Consider the following 26281-nt stretch of genomic DNA (forward strand, 5'->3'; position numbering starts at 1 on the left):
TAAAAAGCGTCGTTGGCGCTTTTTTTATAATCTTTAATCCTCACTCAATTAACTGGCAGATGCATACTCAGCCACTTCTCCCAATCATCCGGTACGCACAAACCAAATGCCGGGTTTAGTTCAATATCGCCATCATACTGGTGCAATATTCCAAGAGAACATTGCGTCTCCATACTAGATGCACGGGAAACCAATCCCCGTACTACTATCTTATATCTAAGCCTGCGAAAATCTACTCCATAAATTCCCTGAAAATCTAATTCCTCCAGGTCTTCCGGCCATAAAGTATCCTCTTCGCCACTACTACTGTGAAACAAGCCCCCAAAAGTCTCTAACGTCCAATGTTCGTCTGACACTTCCTCTGTTTGACTAGTGATAGCAAACACTGTTCCGCCTACAACCTTCCCATTTCGATGAGATGGGAAAAAAGCAAAAGCAGCTGCATCAGCATGACTTGCCACAAACTCAACAGCAGCACCGTAATCTATCAATTCATCCTTAAGAATGGACTGAGTTTTTGAGTAATCAATTGCCACATGCGTCCTAACAAAACTTAATTATTAAATTACAGGTAGAAATCTGAGATTAATGATAGAGCGGACTGACGGGCATACTAGCAGGCATAGGCTGACCATCAAGAGGCGAGCACAATGCATCACTACTCACCTCTCCCGCGCCTGTGTAATAGCATTGGAATGCTCTGCCTTTTGCTTGGGCATTAAATTTTACAGTCAGGTTATCTGCACGCCTGACATTTGAAATACTGACTTCATCCGCTGGCATTCCCAAAGAAAATCCTGCCTTTTCCTTAATAACATCGACTTTAAAAATTTTGACTTCTGGCAAACCATCAGCAAGCGAACTAGCCGTTGCAAAAACAAAGACAAGATTTATCAGACCATTCCGCATAACACTTCCTTTTCTAAATTTTCCTGATAACGATGGTAATTTCGGTTTCCAAAGATATGGCTAGGCAACCCATCAGCACAATACAAGAAGAACTCATTTATCATAACAGAGGGCAAACACCTCGTCATTTGCAAGCCAAACCTGTCCAAATGGACAGTCTCAGCCCAACACATCCATATCAATAAAACGGTTATCCTTCGTTCTTCTCACTTATGTTGCAGTCGCACAAGCGCCCCAAACAGAGGCGCGCACATGGAAGAACCATGGACATCACCGCACTTCTCGCCAGCTTCGCCTCAGCCTTTTCCCAAAATAACCGCCACATCACCCTTGCCATCGCCAGCGACGCCGCCGGCCCGGAACAGCTGCTGCCGCAGACGCTGGACGGCGAGGAAGGCGTATCCCGCCCCTACCGCTTCCAGCTGGATTGCCTGTCGCCGGATGGCCAGATTGAACTCAAGTCCCTGCTAGGCCACCCGGCCCGCATCGGCCTGATGAATGCCGAAGGCGGCGAGGACGTGCGCTGCGGCGTGATCAGCCAGGCGCGCTTGCTCGGCAGCGATGGCGGCTTTGCCCGCTACGGCCTCACGGTGGAGCCACCCTTTGCCTTGCTGCGCCATCGTCGGACTTCCCGCGTGTTCCAGGACATGACGGTGCCTGACATCATCAAACAGATCATCAGCGAGCATCAGGCCGCCAATCCGGCCTTTGCCCGCGTGCAGACGCTGGACATCAAGGTGGATGCCGCCCAGCCTTCGCGCAGCTACTGCCTGCAATATAGAGAGAACGACTTCGATTTCATCGTGCGGCTGATGCATGAGGAGGGTTTCGCCTGGCGCTTCGAACACGTCGATGGTGACAGCCCCCAGGTGCGGCTTGTCGTGTTTGATGATGCCTTCAGCCTGCCCGCCGGCAGCGCGCCAAGCGTGCGCTTCCATCGCGCCGACGCCACCGAGGAGCAAGACGGCCTGACCGACTGGCAGGCCGCGCGCCAGATCGTCGCCGGCGGCGTGGCGCTGGCCAGCTACGATTACCAGCCCACCCGCACCAGCCACAGCGGCGACACAAGCCAGGTGGACCAGGGACAGGCCGGCCAGGCGCTGCAGAGCAGCCTTAACCATTACGACGCCCCCGGCCTCTACTACGCCAGCGACGCCGACCAGCTCAGCCGCTACGCCCAACTACGCCAGCAGGCGCACGACCTGCAGGCCAAGACCTTCACCGGTTTCGGTGCGGTGCGCGGCCTGCAGGCCGGCGCGTGGTTCCGGCTGGACGACCACCCGGCGCACCAGGGCGACAGCGCGGAACAGCGCGAATTCGTCGTCACCGGCCAACGCATCCAGGCCCGCAACAACCTGCCGGGCGACCTATCCCAGCAGCTGCAGGCCATTGCCCCCGGCTTGGGCCTGCAGGCGGCAGACTCGACGACCGCGCCCTATCAGACCGAATTCCAGGCGCAACGGCGCGGCATCCCGCTGACGCCGGCCTATGCCGACACCCCGCACGCCAAGCCGACCAGCCTAGGCACCCAAACCGCGACCGTGGTCGGCCCGGCCGGCGAAGAGGTCCACACCGACGAGCACGGCCGCGTCAAAGTGCAATTCCACTGGCAGCGGCCGGACGAACACCCGACCATCGGCGCGGGGATGGACGACAAGTCATCCTGCTGGCTGCGCGTGGCCATGCCTTCGGCCGGCGCGGCGTGGGGGCATCAGTTCATTCCGCGCATCGGCCAGGAAGTGCTGGTCAACTTTATTGAGGGCGATATCGACCGCCCCTTGATTACCGGCATGCTGTACAACGGCAGCCACCGCACGCCGACATTCAGCGGCGCCGGCAGCCTGCCAGCCAACAAGACGCTTTCCGGCATCCAGTCTAAAGAGCACCAGGGCGGCGGCTACAACGAGCTGCTGTTCGACGACACGCCTGGCGAAGTCCGCGCCAAGCTGTCCAGCGAGCCGGGCAAGACACAGCTGAATCAAGGCTTTCTGACCTACCCGCGCAGCGACGGCATGGCCCAGCCACGCGGCGAAGGCTTCGAACTGCGCACCGACAACCACGGAGCCATTCGCGCCGGGCACGGCCTATTACTGTCCACCGAGGCGCAGAACGGCGCAGGCGGGAAGCAACTGGCGCGCGAACATGCGCAAAGCCAGCTCGACGCCGCGCAGAGTCTCAGCCAGGCGCTGGCGGAAACCGCCGCCGGCCAGTTGGCCGACGCCATGGAAACCGGCCCGGACGAAATCACCCCGGACAACGCCAAGGACGGCATAAAAGAAAAAGGCCACCTGGCGCACCTGGCCAGCGCGTTGAAGGCGTGGGAGGCCGGCACCAACACCAACGGCGGCGGCGAGGTTCCCGGCCAGCAGCCCGTTATCATCCTGTCCGCCCCGGCCGGCATCGCCAGCCTGACCGAACAGAGCCAGACCCTGGCCGCCGGCCAAAATCTGGATCTGATTGCCCAGCGCGACAGCAACCACACCACCGGCCGGCGCTGGCTGCACAATGTCGGCATGCATATCAGTCTGTTCGTCGCGGGCGTCAAGGACAAGGTGGCGTTCAAGCTGATCGCGGCGAAAGGCAAGGTGCAGCTGCAGGCGCAAAGCGACGCCATGGAACTGACCGCCGACCAGGACTTGACCATCACATCGGCCAAGCAAAAGATCCACGCCAACGCCAAGCAAGAAATCCTGCTGACCAGCGGCGGCGCCTATGTCTGGATCAAGGATGGCAAGATCGAACTGCACGCGCCTGGCAACGTCAGTATCAAGGCCGGCAAACACGACTGGAGCGGGCCGGATCAGATGGGGCCGCCCTTGCCGCAGTTCCCCAACAATGTCTGCATCCCCTGCCTACTGAAAGCGATGGCCGCGCGCAGCCCGGTCGCCACCACCACGCCCGGAGCCTAAGCCATGTTCCTGCAGAATCGCCACGCCCCGGAATTGCTGCCGCAGTTGCATCAATGGATGGCCATAAACGAAAACGGCCATTACTGCTGGCTGATGGATGGCAGCCAGCTCGACGCCAAGGAAAAGCGCTGGCTGCAACGCCGCCAGCCTTGGCAGCGCGCGCTGGATGACACCCCGATGGATGCGCTGGAAGACTTCGGCCCACTAATTTGGACAGAGCCGCTGCATCTGCAAGAGTGGTGGCCGGAATGGCTGGCCATCACGTCCGGCCGCCCACTACTCAGCGTGGTGGAATTCCGCCATGCCGTCCCGGATAGCGCGTTCTGGCACTGGCTCAGCGACTTCCGCACCGACGACGGGCAAAAGCTGCTGCTGCGCTTTGCCGACACCCACACACTAGCCAACGTGCTGCCGCTGATGTCCGACGAGCAATTGACGATGCTCGCCTCCCAGGTCGCCCGCTGGGGCTGGATCGGCCGCACTGGCGAATGGGAGGCGGCCACCCTGCGCGACACACCCACGATTCCGGCGCCGTGGGAACCGTTGGAGTTTACGCAAGCGCAATTCGATAGAATGATGGACCGCGCCCGGCCGGACATGCTCCCGCCGATCCTCGCACACTATGAAGTGGAGCTGCCCCAGGACGAAACACCGGCATCGCTCCATCTGCGTCTTAGCCAGCTGGCTGAAGCGATGAGCAGTTACGGCATTCAGGATGAACCGAGCCAAGCCCTTTTTGCCTCACTTGCATTTGAGCAGGGTGATAGCTTCCATCAAGAAACAGAATGGCAAGAGTTCTGGAATCGAACCCGCAAGGGGCAACTCCTTACAGCTGCACTATCAGAATAAACTCTTGGACAGATAAATGCGTATTCTATTCATAATATCTTTTATAGCCATACTAACCGGATGCAAAGATGAAATGCTCGCCGTTCCGGTCGGCGCATATAACTATACAAATCACGACATTAGTATGGTGTGGGCGGATGGACATTGGGTCGGTGGCCCAAGAGTAAATGAAGGCGGCGGAACGGCAGGTTCAATTACTTTACCAAGAGAATACAAACCAGGAACATCCGTAAAGCTTCAATGGGAGAGAAGTGTTTGCATACACGACACTCCAGAGTGCGAAAAAAGAGATGCAAGCGGAGGATTTATACTAACAACCAAGAGCAAAACTGTAACCATCCCTCCCTACGATGGGAAGACGATGGCCGAAGTACAGGTTGTTTTATTGCCAAATGATGATGCTAGAATCTACGTTGAAAACATGTCCCTATTCCATAAAGAACATCCATCCCATAAGGAATTTGGCACACTTATAGAAGATGGCCCAAGGCCACTAGAGGGGATATGGCCTCAGGGCAGCATCAAGCCAAAGGATGCATCCAAATGAGTGTACAAAATGCTAGCTGCCCGGCACCTGAAAAAGAAAGCACCACTCAAAAAGCTGCACGCTTTCAAACAAAAGCTGAGCTTGGCAACAATGTCAATAAAAAAACCGAGCCAAGCTGCAAGACTAACATATGGTCAAACTTCTTTTTCGATGGAACAAATAACAACCGCGACAGAGATTTAGTAGACGCAGTAAATAGTGGAAAACCAAGATATCGATGCGATCATTCAAATATTGTTTCACTATATGAAACAGCAATTGATGATCAAAAGGCAAACCATTACACCCATTACATGCAAGGCGTGGGGACTATTTTTAAAGACATCAACGAAAATGAACCATCAGATATGGGGTTATCCATGGCTGCCGGTGGCCAAGCCAGGCTAAGTTATGCATACTATCAATTATGCAATGACATATCTCTTGCATTTAATGGAAAGCGCCTATTCACCGCGGAAGATTTTAAAAAAGAGCTAAGAGTAGCTAAAGATAGAAATCCTAATCCTAGATTCCCTGACCTCTCCTCACTTGATGCAGTTCAAAAAAAACTAGCACTCAACATAGGAAATAATAAAAATACGCCCAAAATAGAGATCGTCAACATTGCCGTGTTCGGTTTCTCACGCGGAGCCGCATTAGCTAGAGTATTTTGCCGCTGGCTGGAGCTATCTTGCAAACGTCAGGGCGATACTTGGTTATTTGCCGGATGCGTCCCGATTCGTCTTTATTTCTTAGGAATATTTGACACTGTTGCTTCCGTCGGGATGGCACACTCAACACCAGGGATAGGGAGAGCACCAGGTCGCTCAGCCAATGGTGTCGTAGATGGTCAAAACAGCTGGGCTACGCCGGACATGTTAAAAGTAACCAGCTTCACCAAACAGTGCCGCCATTATGTGGCCTCGCATGAAGTGCGTTACTCCTTCCCGTTAACCAGCATTCGGCATGAAGATGGCAGCATGCCCCTAAATGCAGTTGAAGTTGTTTACCCTGGCTCGCATTCTGACGTAGGCGGTGGCTATGGCCCTGGCGACCAAGGGAAGGCCGTAGGCCATAGACGAAAGCTTCTAAGTCAAATAGCTTTGCTCAATATGTATAACGACGCAAGAGCTGCAGGCGTTCCCCTTCGCTCTCTTTCAGCCCTAAAAAGAGATCCTGCCGCACAAGACTTTGAAATTGACCCACTTCTCATTAAACGTTTTAATACCTATATGGCATGGGCCAACGCAGGCGGCCGCATGGTAGAAGATGCACTCTATGCCCATTTGAAAAAATATTGGCATTGGCGCATTGCGACTAGCCCGCAGTTTATGCAGCAAGATTGCATCCAACAGCTTAGCAAAGGGGCTACACAGCGCAGCTCGCGCTCCGACAAGCAAGACTTAGAGGACATGCGCGCCAGTGAAAAAGATTGGCAAGGTGACCTATCCAGAGCGCGCATAGTAGAAAGCGAAGTTAATGAAGCTGCTGAGCTATTGCGGCTGCAATCGGAAGAGGGTAAGCAACCCGTTCCGAAGGATGTTCATGATTTCTTTGATCAACATCTTCATGACTCGCATGCCTCATTTTATATGATCGGCCCGACAACTGCATGGCAGCGACAACAACGTATCGCAGATGCAAGGCACAAGAGCAAGAGCGTCATATACAATCCCGCAATCGGATTAACGCCGAAGAAACTCAGCCCATTCGAACAGAAGTTAGCCAAGTGCGCGCCAGGCGACTCAGACGATCCCAAGAAAATTGACAGCTCAAATTATCCCGTTGTGACGGATAGCGACTATTCCGATCTGGTCAAAGGAGATGGCGCTGGCGGTACGGTCGCATCTGCAATGACAAATACCCGCCGCGAGATTGGCGGACATGCCCATCAGCGCGCAACGTTCGTAGGCCGCTACGAACGCTATGCGAAAACGACCAGCTCAATTGATTTCCTCGCGCGCGACACACTAAAAGCTCGCCAGGATCAGCTAGCTCACGATTACAATGAGCAAGTCAGGATACGCAATATGGTCTTTGAAAACCAAAAAGCCATTCTGAAAGACCAAGGACTATCGACTAATCAACTAGAAAAGACTCATCAGCAAGACATGATGCAGCTTGGCATAAAGTTCCGTGACCAACTTCAGAGCCTTTAAGACTCGCTTAATCTTGATTAAGCTTAACAAGCTTTAAACGTGAACTAAACCGCAACGAAAATGAATCTCTTGATGGTTGCCTAGCCGCGCGGACAGCGGTATGCTGGAGTTCCCTCCCGCCTTCAAGCGTGAGGAAAAAAAAGGCCGCATTAAGCGGCCCCAAGGGGTAGAAAACAACGCCCTGATTCCAGCAGGGCAAGATGCATAAGTGAAGAGCATTGCGTACAAACTTTAATGAAACAGCCACAAACCTGTGGCTGTTTTTTTACAGCATCCATTTACGTCCCCCGCCTCCGCCTCCTCCTACCCTTCTTCAAATCCATTTCCAGCTTTGAGGCCGGCCCTCCTTCTTCTTACTCATCCAGACCACTCACATCAAATACTTTGAATACGAATCAAACCCTTGGCGTGGGAATGGCAAATCCAGTTCCTCTCCTACTGGCCACCCCGGAGGGTAAGCGGGATATGTAAGCCAGAAGCAAAGCGAATCACCACTAGGCGTTAGGCTCCACTGATAGATGCCACACCCCGCATAGTAGCAAACAGGCTGCCCATATAGTTTCCCGATAACTTGCAGCCGCTGATAAAAATGAGGGGTAGAAAGCATCTCCAATGGGGAGATATTTTCTACAAAGGACAAATGACGAACTCGCCCTTCTATGGAATCAAAAGCCATGAAGGATAGTTCTGGAGAATGAGGAATACCAGTTTGTGCAAGCACCAACAACTGCTCCCACTCTACTGGATTTAAATCTTTCTGGATATGATCGGCAACAATCTTACAAAATTCTGGTTGAAAATTTTCCAATGACAATAGTTCTGAATCGGCCATATCTAAACCCCAACAAGTCAAAGTTTTGATATGGCCATTGTAGTTATCTCAATTATTAAAAAAAGGGGGGAGAACCACCTTATCAAAGCAATACAGCTATGTTAGCATTGCAGCTTTTTTCTTTTCTCTTTCCAGCGAAGCAAGGCTCTGAGAACTTGCATTAACGACAATACCTATTACAACAATAAGAGAGAAAAACACCTTTTCTGCTGTAACAACCTCACCTAGAACAATATGAGAAAAGAGTAACGCAAAGCCAGGAACAAGTAAATAACTAGGGGCACTTAAGACTAGCTGGTTTTGACTCAACAACAGCGTCCAAAGACCATAGCCAATCAATGTTGTCACATAACCCTGAAAAGCGATAGCCATCCAGGTTTGCTGATCAATCCGCAACACCGTATCCATAATGGACTTTCCAGCTACAATATTAATTACAAAGAAAATAACTGCAGAAACCAAGCTCCCCCAGGAGACAAAGGCCAATGGACGCTCAGTTCTGGACAACCTAACGGCTAAGTTAGCAAATGTCCAACTAAAGGCTGACCCTAGCACAAAAGCAATTCCAGCAACATTTACCCCTCCTCCCTTGATCTTGGAGATAGAGTAAATCCCAAGCCCCGCAATCAAGCAGCCAATAATATTAAATTTATTCCACTTCTCCTTTAAGAAAAAAATCCCGCCAACAGCCGTAAACAATGAGCCAGACTGCATAATGACGGAAGAAATTCCAGTATCAATCCCTGTCTTAAGTCCTTTAAAAAACAGAAACAAGCCAAAGGCGAACGCTAGCCCATAAAGCAGCACATAGCGATATTCCTCTTTCTTGCTAAGTCGCAAGAACAAACAGGCTGGCAGCGCAGCAAAAACCACTCTCAGCATTGCTGTTTCTAGCGGATCAATATGTATTGAGCTAACTTTAGCGGCAACATAGTTGAAGCCAAAAATACCCGTGGATAGAAGAACGATAAGAATGGTTTTACTGAGCTTCATATCACTCTACCAAGAGATTGTAAGTCATATGTTCTTTAAAAATGGCACGCGATAAAAGAGACTGATATCCTTTCCTCCTTGCGACATCGATCAAATTTTGTTGATTCAATGCCCCGAATTTATCTTTCAGTGACTCCACTCTATTTTCAACAGCACGCGTAGAAAGATCAAAAAGGCCAGCAATTCGCTTAACAGGAACTCCGCGAAGCAAGAGACAAAGAACAGATAGCTCACTTTCATTAAGTGGGATTTTTATTTCTTTTTGCTCTTGCAACTGATTGAATGATGCAGCAACCAACTTTTCAAACTTTACCATTGGCTCAATGCCACACAATATCTCACTCCAAAAGGTTGTGTCGCAAGTTAGATCCTCACCAGCGAAGAGAATGATTGGATCTTTATCATTTATCAGTGCTGGAAATTTTCTGAATTTATATGCTCTCGGATCACCACTTCGATGAGGATGTATGCTGCCCATAATAATCCTCTTCCGCTTATGTAAAACAATCTGATCCTGCTCAAACAAGAGCTTTGATAGCACAGAAATTCCATTTGGCATATTCTCAGATTTCTGACCTACAATGTCATCTCGCGATATTCCATGAAAGTCAGCATAACTCTCATTCACATATAGAAAGTTATGATGAATGTCTTTGGCACCCGCCATTTGGCCGATACTCTCTAGCTGATCAATAAATAGTTCCAGCTCGGTGAAATTTTTGAATGAATACGGAGGATTCACAGCCAGCTCCTTTTCGTGTGGACTGTTCAATAAAGTACAAATCAACTGCGTACATTATGCATAATCAATTTGCCACAATCACACTGGGAAAGCAATTTGACCACCTACACAGCTTTCCGCCTTATGCCTAGAACCTGTTCACACACCATCAAAACTGTCCCAAAGGACAGTTTTTTTTACGCATAACTATCCATGTAGAATAAATTCGCATTTCAACATATCGCAACCTCTAAAAATCTGCGCTGCAGGGTGTTTTCATTAATTGACATGTTAGTGAAAAGAGATCACGCGCTAGCGACCCTCAAATAAATCGTCACGCTCGAACCAAAATGAGAATAATTTAGGAGTTCCTTATGGTCGAGTTACACTATGCTTATTGTTTTAATTCAAATAAATCTCACCAATATATTCACCCCACAAGTTAACCCTCCTCCCATTGCGCACTCAAGAATTGTTGACATTCAATTTTTTTTAATGTCAAATAAATACCGCCAAAATTATGGCAAATTTTGTTTTAATAGCTCGCTTTGATATTTCAGATATTTTCAAGGAAAAATCATGCTCGAAAAAGAAAGCTTGTCCGCTGCAACAATGTCTTCGTTTATTGATAGCGAAATCATTGAGCTGTCCCTTGCTGATTTGGAGTTTGTTGCTGGCGGTAGTCTCGCTGAAACCAAGTGTGGAGGTTCCGGTACCTGCGATGTGATGGATACCATGCAGTAAGTAAAGGCTTATAGCCAAGGGGGGAGCCACTCCCTCTTGGCTATTTAATTTGGATCACTCTTGTCTGCCCCACCCACATATCATGCCATTTGAAATACACTCCAGCATTCTTATAAAGAAGGAAACAGATCTTTCTCCCGCAGAATTAAACACTATAAATAATGCAAAAATCCCTACTCGAGGTGCAGTATTTCTGATTGATAAAAACGGTAAGATACCGGTCACAGTTTTAACTGGAAATTCAGCTATTTATTTTGATGAATTACTAAGTAAGTATGAAACGAATTGCTTACAGTCGGAAAATAAATTTCTTGAATCACTTCCTGAAAACTTAAAAGAGATACATAGGAAACTATTAGCAAAGCGGATAGTGACAAAAAGAGGAGCAGTGCGTCACTCCTTTGAAAGAGGAAGAGAGTACAGCATAAAGTATGACATATGGCGAGAAGGGAAATTCTTTTATAAAAGAATATTAGACGACAAATTAAGTTGCAGACTTAAAAACGAAGCAAATTCTTTAAAGTACATACAAGAAAATAGCTTAGCAATCTCTCCAGGATTTATTAGCTATGACCCGACGGCAGGCACGCTCTGTTGTGAATATATAGAAGGATTAACCTTACCATCACTATTCAAAGAAAGCCTACAAGACAGATATAAAATTTCCGAAAAAATAATCAGCTGCTACAAAAAATTACATGCAGTCAACATGTTTCATGGCGATGTCAGCATGAACAATATAATTGTTGATTCATCTGGAGAAGTCTTCCTAGTAGATTTTGAATGGGCGCGGCTCGATTGCAAAATTGAAGGACTAGACATTAAAGTTACCAGAGAGGAAAATCCGGTAGCTACTTTATTTTACTGCCCTCCGGATGTTGCCAATGCATGGCTTAAAAAGAAAACATTAAAAAAAACATTTCAATCTGAATTATATTCCGTTGCATCATTAATATACCACCTCCTATTAAAAACCCCACTGGTTGATCCGTTGGAATATTTAATTAAAAATGAGTACTTAAATAATATAATCTCCAGCCCTTCCATTTCAAATCTAGACCAATTGGAACAGTTGAAAAATAAAGAAATAGCCAATTGGATAAGAGTCAATCTGACACATAAACTTTCTTGACCCGACCATTAAGTGAAATATCAATTTGCGTTTGAAATTGAAATGGTGATGATATGGATTTTGAAATAATACAGGGGGTCGAAATAGACTCCGGCACTGTCTTACAGATGATTGAAATTTACATTGAAAATGGCTGGGGAGAAAATTCAGATTTCTCTGCTGAATCCCTAAAAACAGCCATTGGAACAGGGGTAACATTAATCGCAATTTCAGATGGGAAAGTTCTTGGATTTTTAAGAGGCTACACCGATCACTATAAAATCGCATGGATCGCAGAAGTGATCACTAGAGTCAATTCGACAAAGCTCGGCATTGGAAGCAAGCTTGTTAAAAAATTCATCACTGAAGCAAATGCTAGCTCTATTTACTTAGAAGCATTAAATAACAGTGTAGTTTTTTTCGAAAAGAATGGATTTAAGCTGAGAGGAAAACTGAATGCAATGTCAATATCCGTCTAATGCCATTACTCTTCTTGAAAATGAATTTACCTTAAAAACAAACCCAGACCTATCCATAACAAGTGCAAGCGCATATCTAAGCAAGGTAGAGAATGACTATGGGAAAAATCGAATATCATCTCTTGCAAAAAAAATACAACGCAATTCAGACGAAAACCCATATATCATTCTATTAAATGGTGTAGTTTCATCTCGACAGCAGGTCAGCAGCGATATTGCTCAACTCCTTATAGAAAACAAAAGCACTCGCCTGCAAGAAATGTTGAGAATCCTTTCAAATTCTTCTACAAGAACACCAGAAAAATCAGTCTCGCTCTTGTTGACTATGATAACTAATGGTTGGCTATTAGTATTCAATGCTCAACAACAACTATCTACCTTTGATTTCCTTTATATCGTATTCAAAAATTTCGAACTAGCAGGAAGAGGATATGATGAGTTCCATCAACGATTTATAGAGAAGGCTGCAAAAAAAGGGAATGACTTTAGACTTATAATGGAAAGGCTATACTTCGGCAAAAGCTCGAGAGGCATGCGCTCCGCCAAAGTCTCCAATGCAGTAAAAGAATTTTCGAAAGAAATAAAGAATGAACTAAGTTCACTAGGAATCATGGAAGTATATAGATCAAGGAAAGATTGGATAGTCTGGAGAAAAGTAGGTACGGAAAAAAGATGGGACATTAGTGAAAAAGTTTATATATCCACCTCTTCATCAAAAATTAACAAGCAGATTCTACGCGTAATTTTTGACACCTTTGCCAACTCACCGGCAACCTCCATAAAAATGATAATGAATGAAAGAGTAGCAAATCGATGCGATGCAATTGTTATATATTGCGATTCAAAAAATTTTGATGGCGATGCTACTGTAGTTGCAAATTTAATATCTCAAAAAACAAATAAGCTACAGCTAAAAGGCCGAAGAGTCCCTTTTTCGCGCTCATTTAATGATTCGGAATTAATTTCATTCGGTGTAGATTTTCGATGGTTAAAATTAAGCTGGCGACAGTTTGTATGTACAATAATCGCAAAGGCATTGATGCTTAATAAAATAGAGAGCAACAAGAAAGTATTTCATCAAGGATTGAATATATATATGGGACTAGCTGGAATCCGCTCTGACAACTGGGAGGCATCACAATCTATTCGTGAGGAATTGATAAAACACGCAACAGACTATTTAGTTAATTACTCAATCTTAGACAACAGAAAATAAAGATAAATAATTTCATTAACTCTACCCCCCTTAAAAAAATTCTACATAAGCAATTTTCCCTACCAAAGTAATTAACACAATTCAAATAGATTACTAAAAACGTGAATCCGAAAGCAGAAGATGAAAACCCACCAAGCTCTACGAAGAATGCCCTGCAGCGCAGGGCATTTTTTTACCTACCAAGCTAGCGAAGAGATCGCACGCCACACACCCCGTATTGCATCGCAATAGCAATATACCCCCGCCCCACCGCATCCCAACTATCCACCGTCACCGGCTCCAGATGCGGGCAAGGCCTGGCCAGGTTGGCCGGCAAGGGCGGTGTTTGCGGCCTCGATGGCGGCGTTGAGTTCGCGCAGCCGCTCAGGACCAGGGCGGCAATCAGCGGGCAAAGGGCTTTTCTCGACAACACGGTTATACCTTTCATTGATTTTCGGCTGCGCCTGGCGCAGCGCTTCCAGCTTGTTTTCGATCAGCACCGACAGCGCCTGCAGGCGCTCGACCTCCGCCCGGTAGCCGGCCAGATCGGCGCGCGCTTCCGTCGCGCCGCGCTGCGCATCGGCCAGCGCCCATTCCCGGCGCGTAACGTCCACGCCATGGCCATACGCCCACCAAGCCGACCCAAGCCAGGCCGCGAGCAACACCACGCCGCCAGCGGCCTTTAAACGCCCTTCCAGCACGCTCACACCCCCACCCGCAGAAACCCCTTGCACAGTTTCGCGCTGCGCACGCGCCGGCAGACGGCGTAGCCTTCCCGCCCGCCGCTGGCGTTGGTGTTGCCCTCGATGGTCAGCAGCTTGTCGCCGTCCACCCGTTCGACGATGCCGGTATGCCCCAGCCCCTTGCCGTAATCCATGATGAACACGTCGCCAGGCTGCGGCGCGCTCACCCGCAGCGCCGGACGCTCATTCCACTGTTTCAGCACGCCGCCAGTCTTCAATAGCGGATTGGCCGCGCCCGACTCGGCCGCCGCGCGCTCGGCGCACCAGTAGACGAACGCCATGCACCAGGACGCCGGAAACCCGATCCCCACCGCCTGCAGGTACTGGCGCACCTTCGGCCCATCGTTGGAGCCTCGCGGCTGCTCTTCCACGCCCAGCTGGCTGATTGCGACTTGCACCAATTCCATAACCTTCACTCCCTCAGAAACGACAAAGCCCGCTTGCGCGGGCCTCAGATTGATAAATGCCTTGTACTGCGTTCAGCTGCCGATCTTGTCGGCCCGCTGTTTTAACCACGCCTCCAGGTACTGCGCGCCCAGAATGCCGATGCCGGCCCCGATCCCCACCAGGGCAGGCAGCGGCATTTCTGGAAACTGCGTCAGCGCCACGCCGGCCACCGTCGAAGTGCCGCCGCCCAGGATGGCGCGCCCCACCGCCAAGCGCGCCGTGATTTGCTCTTGGCTCACCAGCAGCTTGCCCAGCCCGATAGCGGCCCCCACCCCCACCAGCGCCGCTAGCGCCTTTTCATGCTCTTGCATCACTAACCCAACTTTCTGTATTTAAATACCAACGTCAGGACGGGGCTATACGCCACCTTTCCTTGGCTATCCGTTACACGGCAGCGCCACGTTGAGCCATAGCCCTTCGGGTCGCCCGAAAACAAAATCTTATTGGTCGCCTCGCCTGAATAAAACGGATGGCCGCGATCTTCGGACAGCATCTCCCAGGCGTAGGCATACGGCGGCACGCCGCCGCCAGGCGTGCATGTCACCTCGACATACACCCGTGGCCGGCCGATGCCCACGACGAATGTTGACTCGTCCAGATAGGTGGATAGCGCCGCCGTCAGCGGCTTGATGACGTTCTTGCCGTAAAACGCCATCGCCGAATAACTGCCGCTGTCGCCCACCTCCGCCAGCGCCCGGAACACCGGCTCCCCGGCGTTGCCCAGCGCCGCGCCAGGCCGGCTGACCTCGACATTCACTTCCCGCGCCGACAGCGTCCCATTTACCGGCAGCGTCATGCGGCGGCCTCCAGCTGGGCAATGCGGGCCTCCAGCCGCGTGATGTGGCGCTGCTGTTCCTTCATCGCCTCCACGAACACGCCGGCCAGGTTGCCGTAAGCGACGGTCAGGGTTTTGTTTTCGTCGGCAGCTTCAATCACGGCTTCCGGCTGGACCGCTTGGACCTCTTGCGCGATCAGCCCCACCTGGCGCGCGCCGGTATCCGTCCGGGTGAAGGTGTAGCCATTGAGCCGCAACACTTTGCCCAGGGCATCCGTAATCGGCTCGATGTCGGTCTTGAGCCGCCTATCCGAAAACCACGTCACGTTGCCGGCGGCCGTCATGTCGCCCGTGGCGGCGTTGACGTACCAGCGCCAGGAACTGGCGCTCCAGCCGCCCAGGCCGAACACGCCATCCGCGCGCAAGCCCAGCTTGACCCCGAACTTGCCCTGGCAATGGAAGCCCATGGCCGCCATGCCGTCGTCGCCCTCGCTGCCGGGCTTGTTGCGCACCTCGACGCCGATATCGGTTCCGCCCGTGGCGTTGGCGTTGATTTCGCCGCTCACCAGCCGGCCGCCGGCTTGGATGTTGCCGGCCGCCGCGTAGTCGTTGCCGGTCCAGGCGTGGGCATTGACCGCCACGCCCTCCCCGGCCAGGTGCAGCACGGCCGCCGCCGGCTTGTCGCCGCCCGCGCGCACGTCCAGCGCCGCCAGCTGCTCGCCGCCGGGCTTGCCTGCCCGCCACACCGCGTAGGCCTGCGCCGCGTCCGGGCAATTCAGCTGCAGCGCCGGGCCGCGCGCCGCGCCCGCCCAGCTGTCCCAGCTGCCGCCCGGCGCATTCGCCCGGATCGGCTGGGCGAACGTTTTCGCGCCGGCCACGGTCTGGTCGCTGCTGACCGTCAGCAGGTCCGCGCCCTGCAGGCCGTCCAGGGTATCGGCATCGAGGCCGGACCCTGCGCCGTGGTTGCCGCTGTGCCAGACCTCGCGCCACTTCCCCCACGCCTCGCCGTACCGGCTCCGCAAAAACAGCCGCGGCCGTTCCGTGCTGAAAGTTTGATACTGCTGGAACGTCATGTTCCCGGCGTTGGACACGCTCAGCGCGCCGGCATCGCCGCACGGGTAGTTCGCGCCGCTGGCGGCGGCGGCATTCGCGCGTTGCCACCACCAGCCGTTTTGCTGCAGCGTGTTCAGATCGGCCTTGCCGTCCAGCTCGCCCCGGAACAGCGACAGCGGCGCATCGTTGCCGCTGTGCCAGTGCCGCGCCCAGCTCGACCACACGCCGTTTTCGAGCCGGGCCTCATAGACGCCGCCGCCCCAGGCGCGATAGGTCAGCACGCCCCATTTGTCGCTCAGGAAGTTCACCAACAGCATGCCATTGCCCACGCCCGCCGGGCCGCCCGTCACCGTCTCGGTTTGGACGTGGTAGAAGCCATTCGGGCGCTTGTCGGTCATCGCGCCGGCACTGATGTTTTGCGCATTGCCGCCCAGGCCGACGCGGGACAGGTCGCCGGCTTCCAGCTTCTTGGCCAACTGTGCGGTCATATTGGCCGCGAAGTCCTTGTCATTGCCCAGGGCGGCGCTCAGCTCGCGCAGCGTGTCCAGCTGGCCCGGCGCGCCGTCCACCACTCGCGCCAGCGCCGCGTCAACTTGCGCGGGCGTCGCAAAACGCGCGTCCAGCCCATTCACCAGCTTGCGCGCCTCTTCCACCGCTGCCGCCGCGCTCGACAGGATGCCGGCGCTGGCCGCCGCGCTTTTTTCCGACTGCGCCGCCGCGCTGGCCGCCGCCGATGCCGCCTGCCGATGGCCGCCCGCCTGCTCCTGCGCCGCCGCCGCGAAATCCGCGCTCTTGCGGCTGGCGTCCTCGCTCGCCTTGGCGGCGCTGGCGCTGGCCGCCGACGCCGCCGCGCTGTCGCCGCTGGCCTTGGCGCTGGCCCCCGCCGCCGTGCGGCTGGCGATCAGTTCGCCCGAGTTGTCCACCACCATCACCCGCGCCGCCTCCATGGACGCCAGCCCCGCCTTAACGGCCTTGTCTATCGCCGGCCAGGACATCACCGCATGCGCGCCGCCCAGCTCGTCGTAAAGCGTCGCCTGCGGCTCCTCGCTCAGCAGCACATCGCGGAAGCCGGCCAGCGTGGTCAGCCAGCGCCGCTGCATCTTGGCCAGCTCGGCCGCCACCTGGCCCAGCGGCGAGCCAGTGAAGTTGCGCACGATGGCGTAAGGCGCGCCGGCCGCCATATCGCCCAGGTAGGGAGTCCGCAGCGTCAGCGCCTCGCCGCCCTCGTCCACCTCGGCGACTTCATACAGCCGGCCATCCGGGCCGATCAGGATATCCCCCGGATTGACCTGGCCGCGCCAGTGGGTCGCCGCCCCCTTCACCACCAGGCCGCCGGGCGCGACGCTGATTTGCCCGACCCGATACCACGAAACCTCTGTTGCCATTTCCTACGCCCATAAAAAAACCCGCCGAAGCGGGTGGAATCACGACTAACTGCTAGCCAAGCATAAAAAGTAAATACTAAAAGTCTTTGCCTATCACGCCTCAACCAAACCAATGCACTTTAAGTTAAATATTAATCTTTTCCCCTTGAATCCTATGCGGATCTACCCACAAATCCTCAATCCTATACTTCTCATCAGAATAACCACTTCTGCTACACAAATCACTTCCAATCTTACCGACACCCACAGCCATCTTCACTACACTATGCGTCTTAAATTCTAGTGCTTGGCAAAAATGAAAAACATCTGCCAAACACAATAACTCCAGTTTCATACCAAAAGTGATTGATGTAAGTATTTTCCTCTCAAACGCCGGCATGGCCTTACGCTCCAATGCTCCACTTTGAAGAACCGGCGGAAACTTCCAACCGTCCATAGTTGCAGACTTTACTGCGAGATATATGCGCAGCCCTCGAACTAGCACAGCCATATCAGCAAGCGTAACGAGCCATGCTGACTCACCTCCCGCCAATTCCTGCTTGATACGATCATATAAAACTTCTAGATCATCAAGCTTTTTCAAAACAAAAGGATTAACCTGAGGCTCCAGGCCATCAATTTTATTTACATTACTAAATAAGCGACGAAGCGTGGTTTGCGGACTCATATAAATCACCCCCATCATCACATCATTATCAGTCACACCGCTAAAATCATCCAAAAATGGATCTGCTTGCAATGACGCAATGTACATACGCCGGTCACTCTTCACATATGCCAAAAAACCAGATTGAATAAGCAACCACGTTGCAGCTACACTTTGCTGGGTTGAGGCTAATAATGCAGCAACAGCAACCCTGACAGTCATCACCACAAACACACTAGCCAAACATGTCAGTGGGAATTTGAAAATATCTAATACATGATTAAAACCTTGGTCAGTTAAATCATCAGGCGGTCGCCAATTTATCAGAATAAATCCAGCAGTTATAGCAGCCGCAAGAAAAAGCACCCACACAATCAAACTTAAAATTGTAAGTGAGTTTGAAAATTTCTTTACTAACTTCATTTCCAGCCGCCTCTCAGTGGTAGTTTCCCATGGGCATCAATCACAGCACCTATATGCAGATCATTCTTTATGCGCCCCAAACTCCCTAACCATGCAGCTAGCCCGCAATAGCTTACGACACTAGCCTTGATTCACTTTAGACCAAGTACACTACCATCCCCCTAAATGTACAGGCTGGCGTCGATCACCATCACCGCTTGCGGGACGTGGTCGTAATAGCCGGCGCTGACCTGCGCGCCCTTGGCTATCGTCGAATACTTGGTTTCAAACCCCGCATCCGACAGCCGCGCCACCAGCAAAAAGTAATAGCTCCAATAGTTGTTGTCGGTCGTTGCCTTGCCGGTCGCCGAATAACAAAACGCCAGGTTCGGGTTATTCACCCGCAGCGGCGTGACGGTCGTGCAGTTCCACATGCTTTCCCACGGGTAAATGCCGCCAGGCGCATGATTGAGAATGTCCGCCAGCACCAGATTTTGCCGGTTGCTGTCATAGCGCAGCGAGCCATCCGGGCCGCGCAGCACCATGCCCCAGCGCCCCGCCGGCCCGGTATTCGGCGTCCGACAAAACACCAGGATTTGCGGCGGATTGGCCGGGTAGACCACCACCGTGATTTCCCAGCGATTCAGCCCCGCCGGCTGGACGCCGACAATGCCCGCCCAGCCCGCATTGCGCCGGATGAAGGGCAGCGGCTCAAACGGGCAATTGTTGACGTAGTAGCACATCGTCGTGCCGCATTTGGCGATATCCTCCCGCCCCGGATACACCGGCAGCGCCGCCCCGGTCACGCCGGAAAATTCGGCCAGGCCGACATACACCATGGAATAGGTGCGGTCGCTCACCACAATGCCGCCATTGCGGTTTGACACCATGAAACCGAAGCTCATCGCGCCGACAACACGTAAAGGGTTGTCGCGGCGACGTCGCCAGTTTGCGGCCACCAGCGCAGCAGCGGATAGCCTGGCGCATAGTCCAGCGACACCGCATGCATGCGCTTGCCTGGCCCGCCGACCGTCGCGCCGTAAATCTGCAGCGTGTTGAGCGCGAAGCCGCGCAACTCCGGGTAATGCCGCTCGCCCACGCCGCCGGTCAGGCTGATGACGTCCACCAGGCTGCCGGACAGGGCATCGCTATGCATCGTGACGCGCCCGCCGGCATCCTTCACCACCAAACCATGAACACTCATGCCGCCAAATCTCCTATCTGAACGCGTAGAACGCCGTTTTCATCGAATACCCGGATAGCCCGGTTGGTAATTTCCGTGCGCGCGCCATTGCGCCCGCTGCTGATGGATACATTGCCGTTGTTGTCCACGACGAATTGGCCGCCGCCCATATTGATGTAACCGCCGCGAATGGCCGCCGCGTACAGCCCGACCTCGGCGCGGATCTCCCCCGCCGCGATCTTGTTGGCGCTCAGCGTGCCATCCAGCAGCAAATCCCCGGACACCCCGACCGCCGGGCGGCCGTTGATCGACCCCACCGTAAACACCTGGCGCGCGTTCTCGCCGTCCGGCTGGGCGACGCTAAATTTGTCGGCCAACACGGCCAACTCGCTGCCCTGCTCGCCATTGCTCAAGCCCATGCCGCTGGCGAAGGTCTTGCCGTTGGCCGTGCGGGTGATGCGCAGCGACCATTGCGCCCGCAGTCCGTCCACGCTCTTGGATTGCTGCTGGATGGTGGCTTCGCTGTCGCCGATGCGGGTGGACAGCGTTTCCAGCCGCTGCGCCAGCGAGCCACTCGCCCCGGTCGCCGCCTGCAGTTCCTCGCGCACCGCCGCCAGGCCGGTATCGGTTTTGCTGGTCAAGGATTTGACGTCGCTGGCCAGCGCCTTGTCCGCCTCGGCCCGCGCCGTCTGCTCCTGCAGCAAACCGGCCTGCGTGGTCTCATGCTTGGCGGTCAGTTGGTCCAGCCGCTTGGACAGCGCGCCATTCTCACCGGTCGCCGTCTGCAGTTCCTGGCGCACCGTGGCCAGGTCGCCCGCCGTCTGGCTGCTCAGCGTCTTGACCTCGCTGGCCAGCGCCCTGTCCGCCTCGGCCCGCGCCGTCCGCTCCTCGATCAGCGCCGCCTGCGTGTCGCCCAGCTTGGCCGCCAACACTTCCCGCGCCGTCGCTTCCGACTTCAAAGCCTCGTTGGTTGTTTTCAGGTCGCGGCGGGCGATGGCGAATTGCCGGGTTTGCACATCGCCCAGCTGGTCGCTGGCCAGCACGTTTTGCAGCGCGGTTTCCACCGCCGACACCGCCAACTTGCCGGCCTCGTCGGCCTGCGCGGCGATGTCGGGCAGACGCTCCAGCGGCTGGCGCAACTCCTCGGCCAGCTGGCCGCCGCCGATGCTGTTTTGCAGCTGCTGCAGCAGCAATTCGGGATTGCGGATGGTCGCCGCGTCTGCCATGGCCGGCGCGGACACATTGCCCCAGCTGTCCGTCACCCGCAGCCAGTAGTAGTAATGCACGCCCAGGCCGATGCCCTGATGAATGAAGCTGTTCGCCGGATAGGCCAGGTCCGCCAGCCTGGCCGGGTTGCCGTCATGCGGATCAGCGGAATAGAACAACTCGGCGCGCACCAGCTCAGGCACGCCCGGCGGATAGGTCCACGCCAGGTTGATGGCCATCGGCGCGCCGGTCGCCGACAGGGCCGGCGCGGGCGGCGGCGCGACATGGCCGCGCGCGTCGATGCTGGCCAGCGCCGGGATGCTGCGCAGGCCGATGGCCGACACGCTGGACACCCGCACTTGCCATTGCCCCGGCTGCAGCCCTTCCAACTCGGCATGGTTGGCCGCCTGCTCCGGCAGCTCCAGCCAGTTGCCGCCGTCCTGGCGGTAGCCAACCACGTAGCCGCGCAGATACGGATGATTGACGCCTGGCCAGTCCACTTCCAGCCGCACCGCGCGGCGGCCGTCGCCGGTCAGATAGGACACTTCGCGCATGCTGACCGCCGACACCGCCGGCATCTGCGCCGGGTCCGGCAGACTGGATGCCGGCGGCGCGTCGATGCGGATGCCCTGTTCAACCGCCGCCCACTTGTTCGGGTTGTGCTGCAGGCCGCTCACTTCGTAGATGCCCGGCTCCCGCTCGCGCTTGGCGACGCAGCGCCACAGCGTCGGCTGCAGATTGGTCCCGATCAGCGCCCAGGTTGCGCCGTCCACCGGTTGCGCCGGGAAGGGAGCCACCAGGCGCAGACTGGCCGCCTCGCCCGGCGTCACCACCACGCCGCGTTGCACCAGCGAGCCGTCCGGCATCGGGCATTCCAGGCTGTAGCTGACGCCCTCGTCCAGCATCACGGGCGCATCCAGCGTCACGGCCTTCCCCTTCACTTCCAGCAGGCGGCCGCCCACGCGCCGGCCGGCCACCACCGGGTCAAACACCGTGAACAGCTCGCCCGGCTGCAGATCGACGCCATACAGGCCGGCGGCGAACGTCACCAGCTCGGTTTCCGTCTGCGCCGTCTCCAGGATGTAGCGGCCCAGCTGCTGCGCCTGCGCGCGGCTGGTGCAGGCCACCGCCACCACCTCGGCCGGCTGGTAGCCGTAGCGCGCCAGGCCTTCGGCGTGCTCGACGTATTCAATGCCCCGCTTCCAGCCGTCTTCCGGGTCCACCAGCGACACGCTGGCCACCGTGTAGCGGTCAGCCTGTTCCGTGCTGGCATAGGAAAACTGGCCGTCGATCACATTGGCCGGCGTGAAGTGCTTGGCGGGCGGGTCGCCCGGAATGTCGGCCACCACGCGGATGCCGCCGGCACTCGGCACCACCTTGCCGCAGAACACCGACGCCATGTCCTGCAGCACCTTCCAGGCGTCCGCGCCGTCGCCGTGGTAGCCGTGCATTTCAAAGCGGCGGCGCAGGCCGCCCATGCCGTCGCTGACTAGCTGGTCGCACCATTGGCCGATGCGGTACAAGTCCCATTTCCACGCGCCGTCCGGTGGCAGATTGAGATTGAAGCGCGCATCAGTGGCGAAGGTGTACAGACACCAGGCAGGGTTGCTGCTGAAGGCCGGCTTGAACGTGCCGTTCCACGCGCCCGCATACGTGCCGGATGCCGGGTCGTAGTTGCTCGGCACCTGCAGCACCGACAGCCGCCACTCGCTGGTGATTTCCGGCAGCGACGAAAACTGCCGGGCGTCGAACTCCACGCCCAAGAGCGCGTAGCCGGGATAGCTCAGCCGCATCGACTGCAGCATGGTGTAGCTGTCCCACTCGGTCGCGTTGATGAGCTTTTGCGTCGTGCTGTCCGGCGTCACCCGCCGCACCCGTACTTGCCACGGCCCGCCCGGCGGCAGATCGACGCGGACAGACCTCTGGTATTTGCTGCGCGTCTTGCCGACGATGTCGATTTGCCGCGCCTGATGCCACACCCCGCCCGGCTCGCGAAGGTCTACCGCCATCGTCACGGCCGTCGGGTTGGTGTCGCCGTCGTCGTTGACCGCCAGCAGCCCCCGCACCGACACCGTCACCCGCACCGCCGTGGCGTCCAGATTGTCGATGCTGCGCACGATGCCGTCGCCAGCCTTCACCTCGACGCCGACCGCGTATTCCGTCTCGATCTCGTCAAAGCCGGCCATCGGCGCTTGCGCCGCCGTGCCGACCCGATGTTCCACCCGCACCCGCTCGAAGTTGCGCGCGCCGTTGCGGTCCTGCAGCGGCACCCCGCCAAAGAAAACGGACTGGTCGCCATCGACCAGTCCGCCCATTTCTCCCAGCCCCACCAGCATCAGCACCCTGGCCGTCGCCAGCGACTGCAGCGTGTCCGACGCCTCCACTGGCCGGCGCGGCTCTTTCTGGCCGCCGCCCGCGCCTCTGATGTCCCTGTCCATTTACCGCATGTCCTCTACGCTGATGCCCGCCGAAATGATGATGCCGCCCGCGCGATGCCGGCCCCAGCCCCAGGGCGCGGGCATGCCCTGCGCGCTGCTATTGGCCGCACCGTTGAACAGATAACTGGTTTTGCCCTGCTGCTGCTCGCTCTGCGACTGGTCCAGGCGCGGAACCGGCGTCAGCATCATCATGGCCCCGGACAGCATCAGGCCGACGCCCACCGCCATCAGCTGCGTGCCGCCAAACGCCCAGGTCAACGCGCCCACCACGATCAGCACCCCGCCCAAGACTTGGTTGCCGCTGGCCCCGACCACTTCCGGCATAATCAGGATGTCGCCGCTGGAAACCAGCGTCAGTTCCTGCTCGCAAACCGTCCTGTCGGCCACCGTCACCCGAAACGCCATGCCCTGTTCGTCCAGGGCGCGCAGCGCGTTGTTGAAGCCCGGATACAGCGCATTGAGCGCCGGCACCACTTCCGCCGCCGACGACACCGCCAATTCATGCGCCTGGCCGTACTGCTCGCCCAGGACGCCGCCCAGGCGGATCATCCGCAAAGTGCTATTGCTCATTGTCGATACCTCGCCCGTCTGACGGTCGCCCGTTGCCAATACCCGCCGTAAATGTGCGTTTCCGACTGCCGGTCCCGCAGGTGATGCAGAATGCGGCCGTCGCCCAGCCATAACGCCGTGTGATTCGGCAACGCACCCTGTATCTGCATCAGCAGCACGTCGCCGGCCTGCGGCTCATCATCGACCCAAACAAAACCGGCGGCCTCAGCCGCCGTAGTGAACAAGTCCAGCCCCCGGCTCCACCAGCCGTCCCGTTCCGCGCCCGGCGGACGCGGCAGCGACACGCCGCGTTCGCGCGCGTACCAGTCCCGCACCAGTTCCCAGCAGTCGAACACGCCATAGCAGTACGGCCGGCCCAGGTAGTCCGCCTGATAGCCGCACGGCTCGATATAGCGGTAATCGCCGCCGGGATGGCTGACGATGTGCCAGGGCAGGCGCGTGCGCTCGCACATCGCCCTATCCGCCGGGCTAGGCTCGGCCGGCGCGTTCGGGTGGCTGTGCCAGATGCCGACTACCCGGCCCAGCTGCTCGGCGGCGGCGTGGTCCACCGGGTCAATCCTGAATTGCCGCGCCGGCTCGTCGGCCAGGTTGCGGCAGGGATAGACCCGGCCCGAGTCCAGCACCACGCCACAGGCTTCCAGGTCGCCGGCCGCCGCCGCGTAGGCCAGCATCGCGGCGATTTGCTCGGTTGTTGCTGTCATTGCATTGCCCATAAAAAAAGGCCGCATAAAGCGGCCAGAAATCAACTCATAGATGCATTAAGTGAAGTGAAACTCTTCAGCTACGAATATTCGCCGTGGAAAAATAAAATCACTCCAAATTCAAAACAATTTCAACTATTGAAGGAGGAAATATGCCTCAGTAGCTTAAACTCTGCCAAACAACATCAACTGAAGCAATATGAAAACTTCCTGGAGAAAATAATGGGCCAACTCAATATCGTGAATTGCTTGGGCGTTCCTGCCGATTTCAACATTCTGAACAAGCACGACAACACCTACACCAGAACTCTTGCCATGGGACTTGCGCCATTCACGACATCCCAGAACCAAGATACTTTCAGCGGCAAAAATGCCTCCAGCTTTTCCGACATCCAAATCATAGTCCACTGCCCGCCGCTCGGCTCAGACCACCCCCTATCCTACACAGTCGATCTGAACCGAGATCATTACTTTGGTGACAATGAAGGGGCTTACCCCGGAAATGATTACGACATCGAGCTGATCTTCATGGGCTTCAACAATGCAAAAAGCCAAATCCTGCTCATGCAGGCATATCGAAAAGCCAATTCTGGCGGCCCTTACATCCTTTGCACCGATCAAAAAAGAGTCAGCCGGCCCTAATTCAAAGAGCTAATATGAATTAGTTTCACTTGTGCATTTCGGGGCAGCAACCATAATTAGCAAAGCTGTCCCGATTATTCTCAATCAACCCAAAACCATCAAAATATTTATTTCTCAACGATCAATATCAAATACAAAACACTACATTCTTTAACATACGTACTCTCTCGCCAGCTTGAATTCCCACACAAACTCCCGCCACCCCAATGCCAGCCATAAAAAATGGCCGCAAAATGCGGCCAAACCTAAAAGAAACACACGTATCACACTAAGCACATCGCTCAGCCTTAAATCCTTTACTTACTCTTGCTTAGAATCAAGCTTAATCTTTCTGACGTATACAACCTTTACTTTTTCAGCAAAAATGCCTCCAAAGACAGTACCCACCTTTAACTTGATCTCAAAGTCCTCATCTTTGGGTGTGTAAACTTGCATCACCACTGCAATGGGAGCACCCAACTTTGAGGTTTTCATCGACTTAATAACACAACCAGGGTGATTGGTCTTTAACCACTGATCGGCCATCTCCCTCGCAATTCTATCCCTTCGCATGGTTTCAAAGTAAATGTAATATACAAAGGGAATCATGAACAAATACGGCACTACTTTTTGTACCCACATCGCTAAACACCTTGCTATAGCCTTGCGCGCTAAAAACGCGCA

General features: G+C 54.7%; 27 protein-coding genes. 9 read left to right on the forward strand and 18 right to left on the reverse strand.

Annotated features, from left to right (window positions below; translation table 11 throughout):
- Positions 1-44 precede the first annotated feature (44 nt).
- Positions 45-536, reverse strand: coding sequence for a hypothetical protein (locus MY55_RS23725; protein ID WP_157889358.1), 492 nt, complete (start codon positions 534-536; stop codon positions 45-47).
- A gap of 49 nt (positions 537-585) precedes the next feature.
- On the reverse strand, positions 586-909 hold the full coding sequence (locus MY55_RS23730) for a hypothetical protein (RefSeq protein WP_157889359.1): 324 nt from the start codon (positions 907-909) through the stop codon (positions 586-588).
- 263 nt (positions 910-1172) lie between these two features.
- On the opposite strand from MY55_RS23730, the gene MY55_RS17195 reads away from it, so the two are divergent.
- Genes MY55_RS17195 through MY55_RS22815 form a run of 4 tightly spaced genes read left to right on the forward strand, consistent with a single transcriptional unit; the run spans position 1173 to position 7352 of the window.
- Positions 1173-3818, forward strand: a complete 2646-nt coding sequence (locus MY55_RS17195; protein WP_065202779.1) for a type VI secretion system Vgr family protein — start codon at positions 1173-1175, stop codon at positions 3816-3818.
- A 3-nt stretch (positions 3819-3821) separates the two neighbouring features.
- Positions 3822-4667, forward strand: a complete 846-nt coding sequence (locus tag MY55_RS17200; RefSeq protein WP_065202780.1) for a DUF4123 domain-containing protein — start codon at positions 3822-3824, stop codon at positions 4665-4667.
- A 16-nt stretch (positions 4668-4683) separates the two neighbouring features.
- Positions 4684-5214 carry a DUF3304 domain-containing protein gene (locus MY55_RS22810; protein WP_081284738.1) on the forward strand — a complete coding sequence of 177 codons (531 nt, stop codon included), beginning with the start codon at positions 4684-4686 and terminating at the stop codon, positions 5212-5214.
- Positions 5211-7352 (forward strand): phospholipase effector Tle1 domain-containing protein, encoded by a 2142-nt coding sequence (locus MY55_RS22815; RefSeq protein WP_167595308.1) that lies wholly within the window; start codon positions 5211-5213, stop codon positions 7350-7352. The genes MY55_RS22810 and MY55_RS22815 overlap by 4 nt, the downstream gene beginning before the upstream one ends.
- 370 nt (positions 7353-7722) lie before the next feature.
- Here MY55_RS22815 and MY55_RS23735 read toward each other — a convergent pair whose 3' ends face one another.
- The 3 genes from MY55_RS23735 to MY55_RS22825 all read right to left on the reverse strand — a co-directional run bounded on the left by MY55_RS23735 (position 7723) and on the right by MY55_RS22825 (position 9919).
- Entirely contained in the window at positions 7723-8184 is a 462-nt protein-coding gene (locus tag MY55_RS23735) for a hypothetical protein (protein WP_157889360.1), read from the reverse strand.
- Positions 8185-8280: 96 nt separating this feature from the next.
- On the reverse strand, positions 8281-9177 hold the full coding sequence (locus MY55_RS22820; RefSeq protein WP_081284740.1) for a DMT family transporter: 897 nt from the start codon (positions 9175-9177) through the stop codon (positions 8281-8283).
- A 1-nt stretch (position 9178) separates the two neighbouring features.
- Complete coding sequence (locus MY55_RS22825) at positions 9179-9919, reverse strand: PAS domain-containing protein (RefSeq protein ID WP_081284741.1); 741 nt, start codon at positions 9917-9919, stop codon at positions 9179-9181.
- 558 nt (positions 9920-10477) lie between these two features.
- Here MY55_RS22825 and MY55_RS23740 point away from each other — a divergent pair.
- From MY55_RS23740 to MY55_RS23745, 4 genes are all read left to right on the forward strand, one after another.
- A complete protein-coding gene (locus MY55_RS23740; RefSeq protein ID WP_157889361.1) occupies positions 10478-10642 on the forward strand; it encodes a hypothetical protein in 165 nt (54 codons plus the stop codon).
- An 82-nt stretch (positions 10643-10724) separates the two neighbouring features.
- Positions 10725-11774, forward strand: coding sequence for a protein kinase domain-containing protein (locus MY55_RS22830; protein WP_081284742.1), 1050 nt, complete (start codon positions 10725-10727; stop codon positions 11772-11774).
- A 53-nt stretch (positions 11775-11827) separates the two neighbouring features.
- Positions 11828-12232: a GNAT family N-acetyltransferase gene (locus tag MY55_RS22835; protein WP_081284743.1), complete on the forward strand. Its 405-nt coding sequence runs from the start codon at positions 11828-11830 to the stop codon at positions 12230-12232.
- A complete protein-coding gene (locus tag MY55_RS23745) occupies positions 12210-13448 on the forward strand; it encodes a hypothetical protein (protein ID WP_157889362.1) in 1239 nt (412 codons plus the stop codon). The genes MY55_RS22835 and MY55_RS23745 overlap by 23 nt, the downstream gene beginning before the upstream one ends.
- Before the next feature lie 184 nt (positions 13449-13632).
- Here the strand turns inward: MY55_RS23745 and MY55_RS24660 are convergent, their stop codons facing one another.
- The 12 genes from MY55_RS24660 to MY55_RS17255 all read right to left on the reverse strand — a co-directional run bounded on the left by MY55_RS24660 (position 13633) and on the right by MY55_RS17255 (position 24976).
- Complete coding sequence (locus MY55_RS24660) at positions 13633-13764, reverse strand: hypothetical protein (protein ID WP_425266116.1); 132 nt, start codon at positions 13762-13764, stop codon at positions 13633-13635.
- The gene (locus tag MY55_RS17210; RefSeq protein ID WP_065202782.1) at positions 13709-14134 is read right to left on the reverse strand and encodes a hypothetical protein; all 426 of its coding nucleotides are present in this window, start codon (positions 14132-14134) and stop codon (positions 13709-13711) included. Before MY55_RS17210 ends, MY55_RS24660 begins: the two co-directional genes overlap by 56 nt.
- On the reverse strand, positions 14131-14577 hold the full coding sequence (locus MY55_RS17215) for a CHAP domain-containing protein (RefSeq protein WP_065202783.1): 447 nt from the start codon (positions 14575-14577) through the stop codon (positions 14131-14133). The genes MY55_RS17210 and MY55_RS17215 overlap by 4 nt, the downstream gene beginning before the upstream one ends.
- A gap of 72 nt (positions 14578-14649) precedes the next feature.
- Complete coding sequence (locus MY55_RS17220; protein WP_047244117.1) at positions 14650-14928, reverse strand: phage holin family protein; 279 nt, start codon at positions 14926-14928, stop codon at positions 14650-14652.
- A gap of 2 nt (positions 14929-14930) precedes the next feature.
- Positions 14931-15413, reverse strand: a complete 483-nt coding sequence (locus MY55_RS17225; protein ID WP_065202784.1) for a hypothetical protein — start codon at positions 15411-15413, stop codon at positions 14931-14933.
- Complete coding sequence (locus MY55_RS17230) at positions 15410-17830, reverse strand: pyocin knob domain-containing S74 family peptidase (protein ID WP_065202785.1); 2421 nt, start codon at positions 17828-17830, stop codon at positions 15410-15412. The genes MY55_RS17225 and MY55_RS17230 overlap by 4 nt, the downstream gene beginning before the upstream one ends.
- A gap of 124 nt (positions 17831-17954) precedes the next feature.
- Positions 17955-18899 (reverse strand): hypothetical protein, encoded by a 945-nt coding sequence (locus MY55_RS23750; protein WP_152681967.1) that lies wholly within the window; start codon positions 18897-18899, stop codon positions 17955-17957.
- A gap of 161 nt (positions 18900-19060) precedes the next feature.
- Complete coding sequence (locus MY55_RS17235; protein WP_157889363.1) at positions 19061-19768, reverse strand: hypothetical protein; 708 nt, start codon at positions 19766-19768, stop codon at positions 19061-19063.
- Between the two features lie 11 nt (positions 19769-19779).
- The gene (locus MY55_RS17240) at positions 19780-20082 is read right to left on the reverse strand and encodes a hypothetical protein (protein WP_157889364.1); all 303 of its coding nucleotides are present in this window, start codon (positions 20080-20082) and stop codon (positions 19780-19782) included.
- Positions 20079-23705, reverse strand: a complete 3627-nt coding sequence (locus MY55_RS17245) for a TipJ family phage tail tip protein (RefSeq protein WP_065202788.1) — start codon at positions 23703-23705, stop codon at positions 20079-20081. Before MY55_RS17245 ends, MY55_RS17240 begins: the two co-directional genes overlap by 4 nt.
- Entirely contained in the window at positions 23706-24275 is a 570-nt protein-coding gene (locus tag MY55_RS17250) for a tail assembly protein (RefSeq protein WP_047244122.1), read from the reverse strand.
- Complete coding sequence (locus MY55_RS17255; protein ID WP_047244169.1) at positions 24272-24976, reverse strand: C40 family peptidase; 705 nt, start codon at positions 24974-24976, stop codon at positions 24272-24274. Before MY55_RS17255 ends, MY55_RS17250 begins: the two co-directional genes overlap by 4 nt.
- Before the next feature lie 66 nt (positions 24977-25042).
- On the opposite strand from MY55_RS17255, the gene MY55_RS17260 reads away from it, so the two are divergent.
- The gene (locus tag MY55_RS17260; RefSeq protein ID WP_157889365.1) at positions 25043-25618 is read left to right on the forward strand and encodes a hypothetical protein; all 576 of its coding nucleotides are present in this window, start codon (positions 25043-25045) and stop codon (positions 25616-25618) included.
- A gap of 300 nt (positions 25619-25918) precedes the next feature.
- Here the strand turns inward: MY55_RS17260 and MY55_RS17265 are convergent, their stop codons facing one another.
- On the reverse strand, positions 25919-26239 hold the full coding sequence (locus MY55_RS17265) for a hypothetical protein (protein WP_065202789.1): 321 nt from the start codon (positions 26237-26239) through the stop codon (positions 25919-25921).
- Between the last annotated feature and the right edge of the window lie 42 nt (positions 26240-26281).

The organism is Chromobacterium subtsugae, assembly GCF_001676875.1.
In the GTDB taxonomy this organism is placed as follows: Bacteria; Pseudomonadota; Gammaproteobacteria; order Burkholderiales; family Chromobacteriaceae; genus Chromobacterium; species Chromobacterium subtsugae.

Bases quoted from the DNA above. Each gene is read 5' to 3' on its own strand.
- MY55_RS23750 (WP_152681967.1), bottom strand. From the start codon at position 18,899: ATGAAGTTAGTAAAGAAATTTTCAAACTCACTTACAATTTTAAGTTTG.
- MY55_RS17195 (WP_065202779.1), top strand. From the start codon at position 1,173: ATGGACATCACCGCACTTCTCGCCAGCTTCGCCTCAGCCTTTTCCCAA.
- MY55_RS23745 (WP_157889362.1), top strand. From the start codon at position 12,210: ATGCAATGTCAATATCCGTCTAATGCCATTACTCTTCTTGAAAATGAA.
- MY55_RS22815 (WP_167595308.1), top strand. From the start codon at position 5,211: ATGAGTGTACAAAATGCTAGCTGCCCGGCACCTGAAAAAGAAAGCACC.
- MY55_RS17265 (WP_065202789.1), bottom strand. From the start codon at position 26,239: ATGTGGGTACAAAAAGTAGTGCCGTATTTGTTCATGATTCCCTTTGTA.
- MY55_RS17235 (WP_157889363.1), bottom strand. From the start codon at position 19,768: ATGGTGTCAAACCGCAATGGCGGCATTGTGGTGAGCGACCGCACCTAT.
- MY55_RS23735 (WP_157889360.1), bottom strand. From the start codon at position 8,184: ATGGCCGATTCAGAACTATTGTCATTGGAAAATTTTCAACCAGAATTT.
- MY55_RS17230 (WP_065202785.1), bottom strand. From the start codon at position 17,830: ATGGCAACAGAGGTTTCGTGGTATCGGGTCGGGCAAATCAGCGTCGCG.
- MY55_RS22820 (WP_081284740.1), bottom strand. From the start codon at position 9,177: ATGAAGCTCAGTAAAACCATTCTTATCGTTCTTCTATCCACGGGTATT.
- MY55_RS17245 (WP_065202788.1), bottom strand. From the start codon at position 23,705: ATGGACAGGGACATCAGAGGCGCGGGCGGCGGCCAGAAAGAGCCGCGC.
- MY55_RS17250 (WP_047244122.1), bottom strand. From the start codon at position 24,275: ATGAGCAATAGCACTTTGCGGATGATCCGCCTGGGCGGCGTCCTGGGC.
- MY55_RS23740 (WP_157889361.1), top strand. From the start codon at position 10,478: ATGCTCGAAAAAGAAAGCTTGTCCGCTGCAACAATGTCTTCGTTTATT.
- MY55_RS22810 (WP_081284738.1), top strand. From the start codon at position 4,684: ATGCGTATTCTATTCATAATATCTTTTATAGCCATACTAACCGGATGC.
- MY55_RS17200 (WP_065202780.1), top strand. From the start codon at position 3,822: ATGTTCCTGCAGAATCGCCACGCCCCGGAATTGCTGCCGCAGTTGCAT.
- MY55_RS17255 (WP_047244169.1), bottom strand. From the start codon at position 24,976: ATGACAGCAACAACCGAGCAAATCGCCGCGATGCTGGCCTACGCGGCG.
- MY55_RS17215 (WP_065202783.1), bottom strand. From the start codon at position 14,577: ATGGAATTGGTGCAAGTCGCAATCAGCCAGCTGGGCGTGGAAGAGCAG.
- MY55_RS17240 (WP_157889364.1), bottom strand. From the start codon at position 20,082: ATGAGTGTTCATGGTTTGGTGGTGAAGGATGCCGGCGGGCGCGTCACG.
- MY55_RS17225 (WP_065202784.1), bottom strand. From the start codon at position 15,413: ATGACGCTGCCGGTAAATGGGACGCTGTCGGCGCGGGAAGTGAATGTC.
- MY55_RS22830 (WP_081284742.1), top strand. From the start codon at position 10,725: ATGCCATTTGAAATACACTCCAGCATTCTTATAAAGAAGGAAACAGAT.
- MY55_RS17220 (WP_047244117.1), bottom strand. From the start codon at position 14,928: ATGCAAGAGCATGAAAAGGCGCTAGCGGCGCTGGTGGGGGTGGGGGCC.
- MY55_RS23730 (WP_157889359.1), bottom strand. From the start codon at position 909: ATGCGGAATGGTCTGATAAATCTTGTCTTTGTTTTTGCAACGGCTAGT.
- MY55_RS22835 (WP_081284743.1), top strand. From the start codon at position 11,828: ATGGATTTTGAAATAATACAGGGGGTCGAAATAGACTCCGGCACTGTC.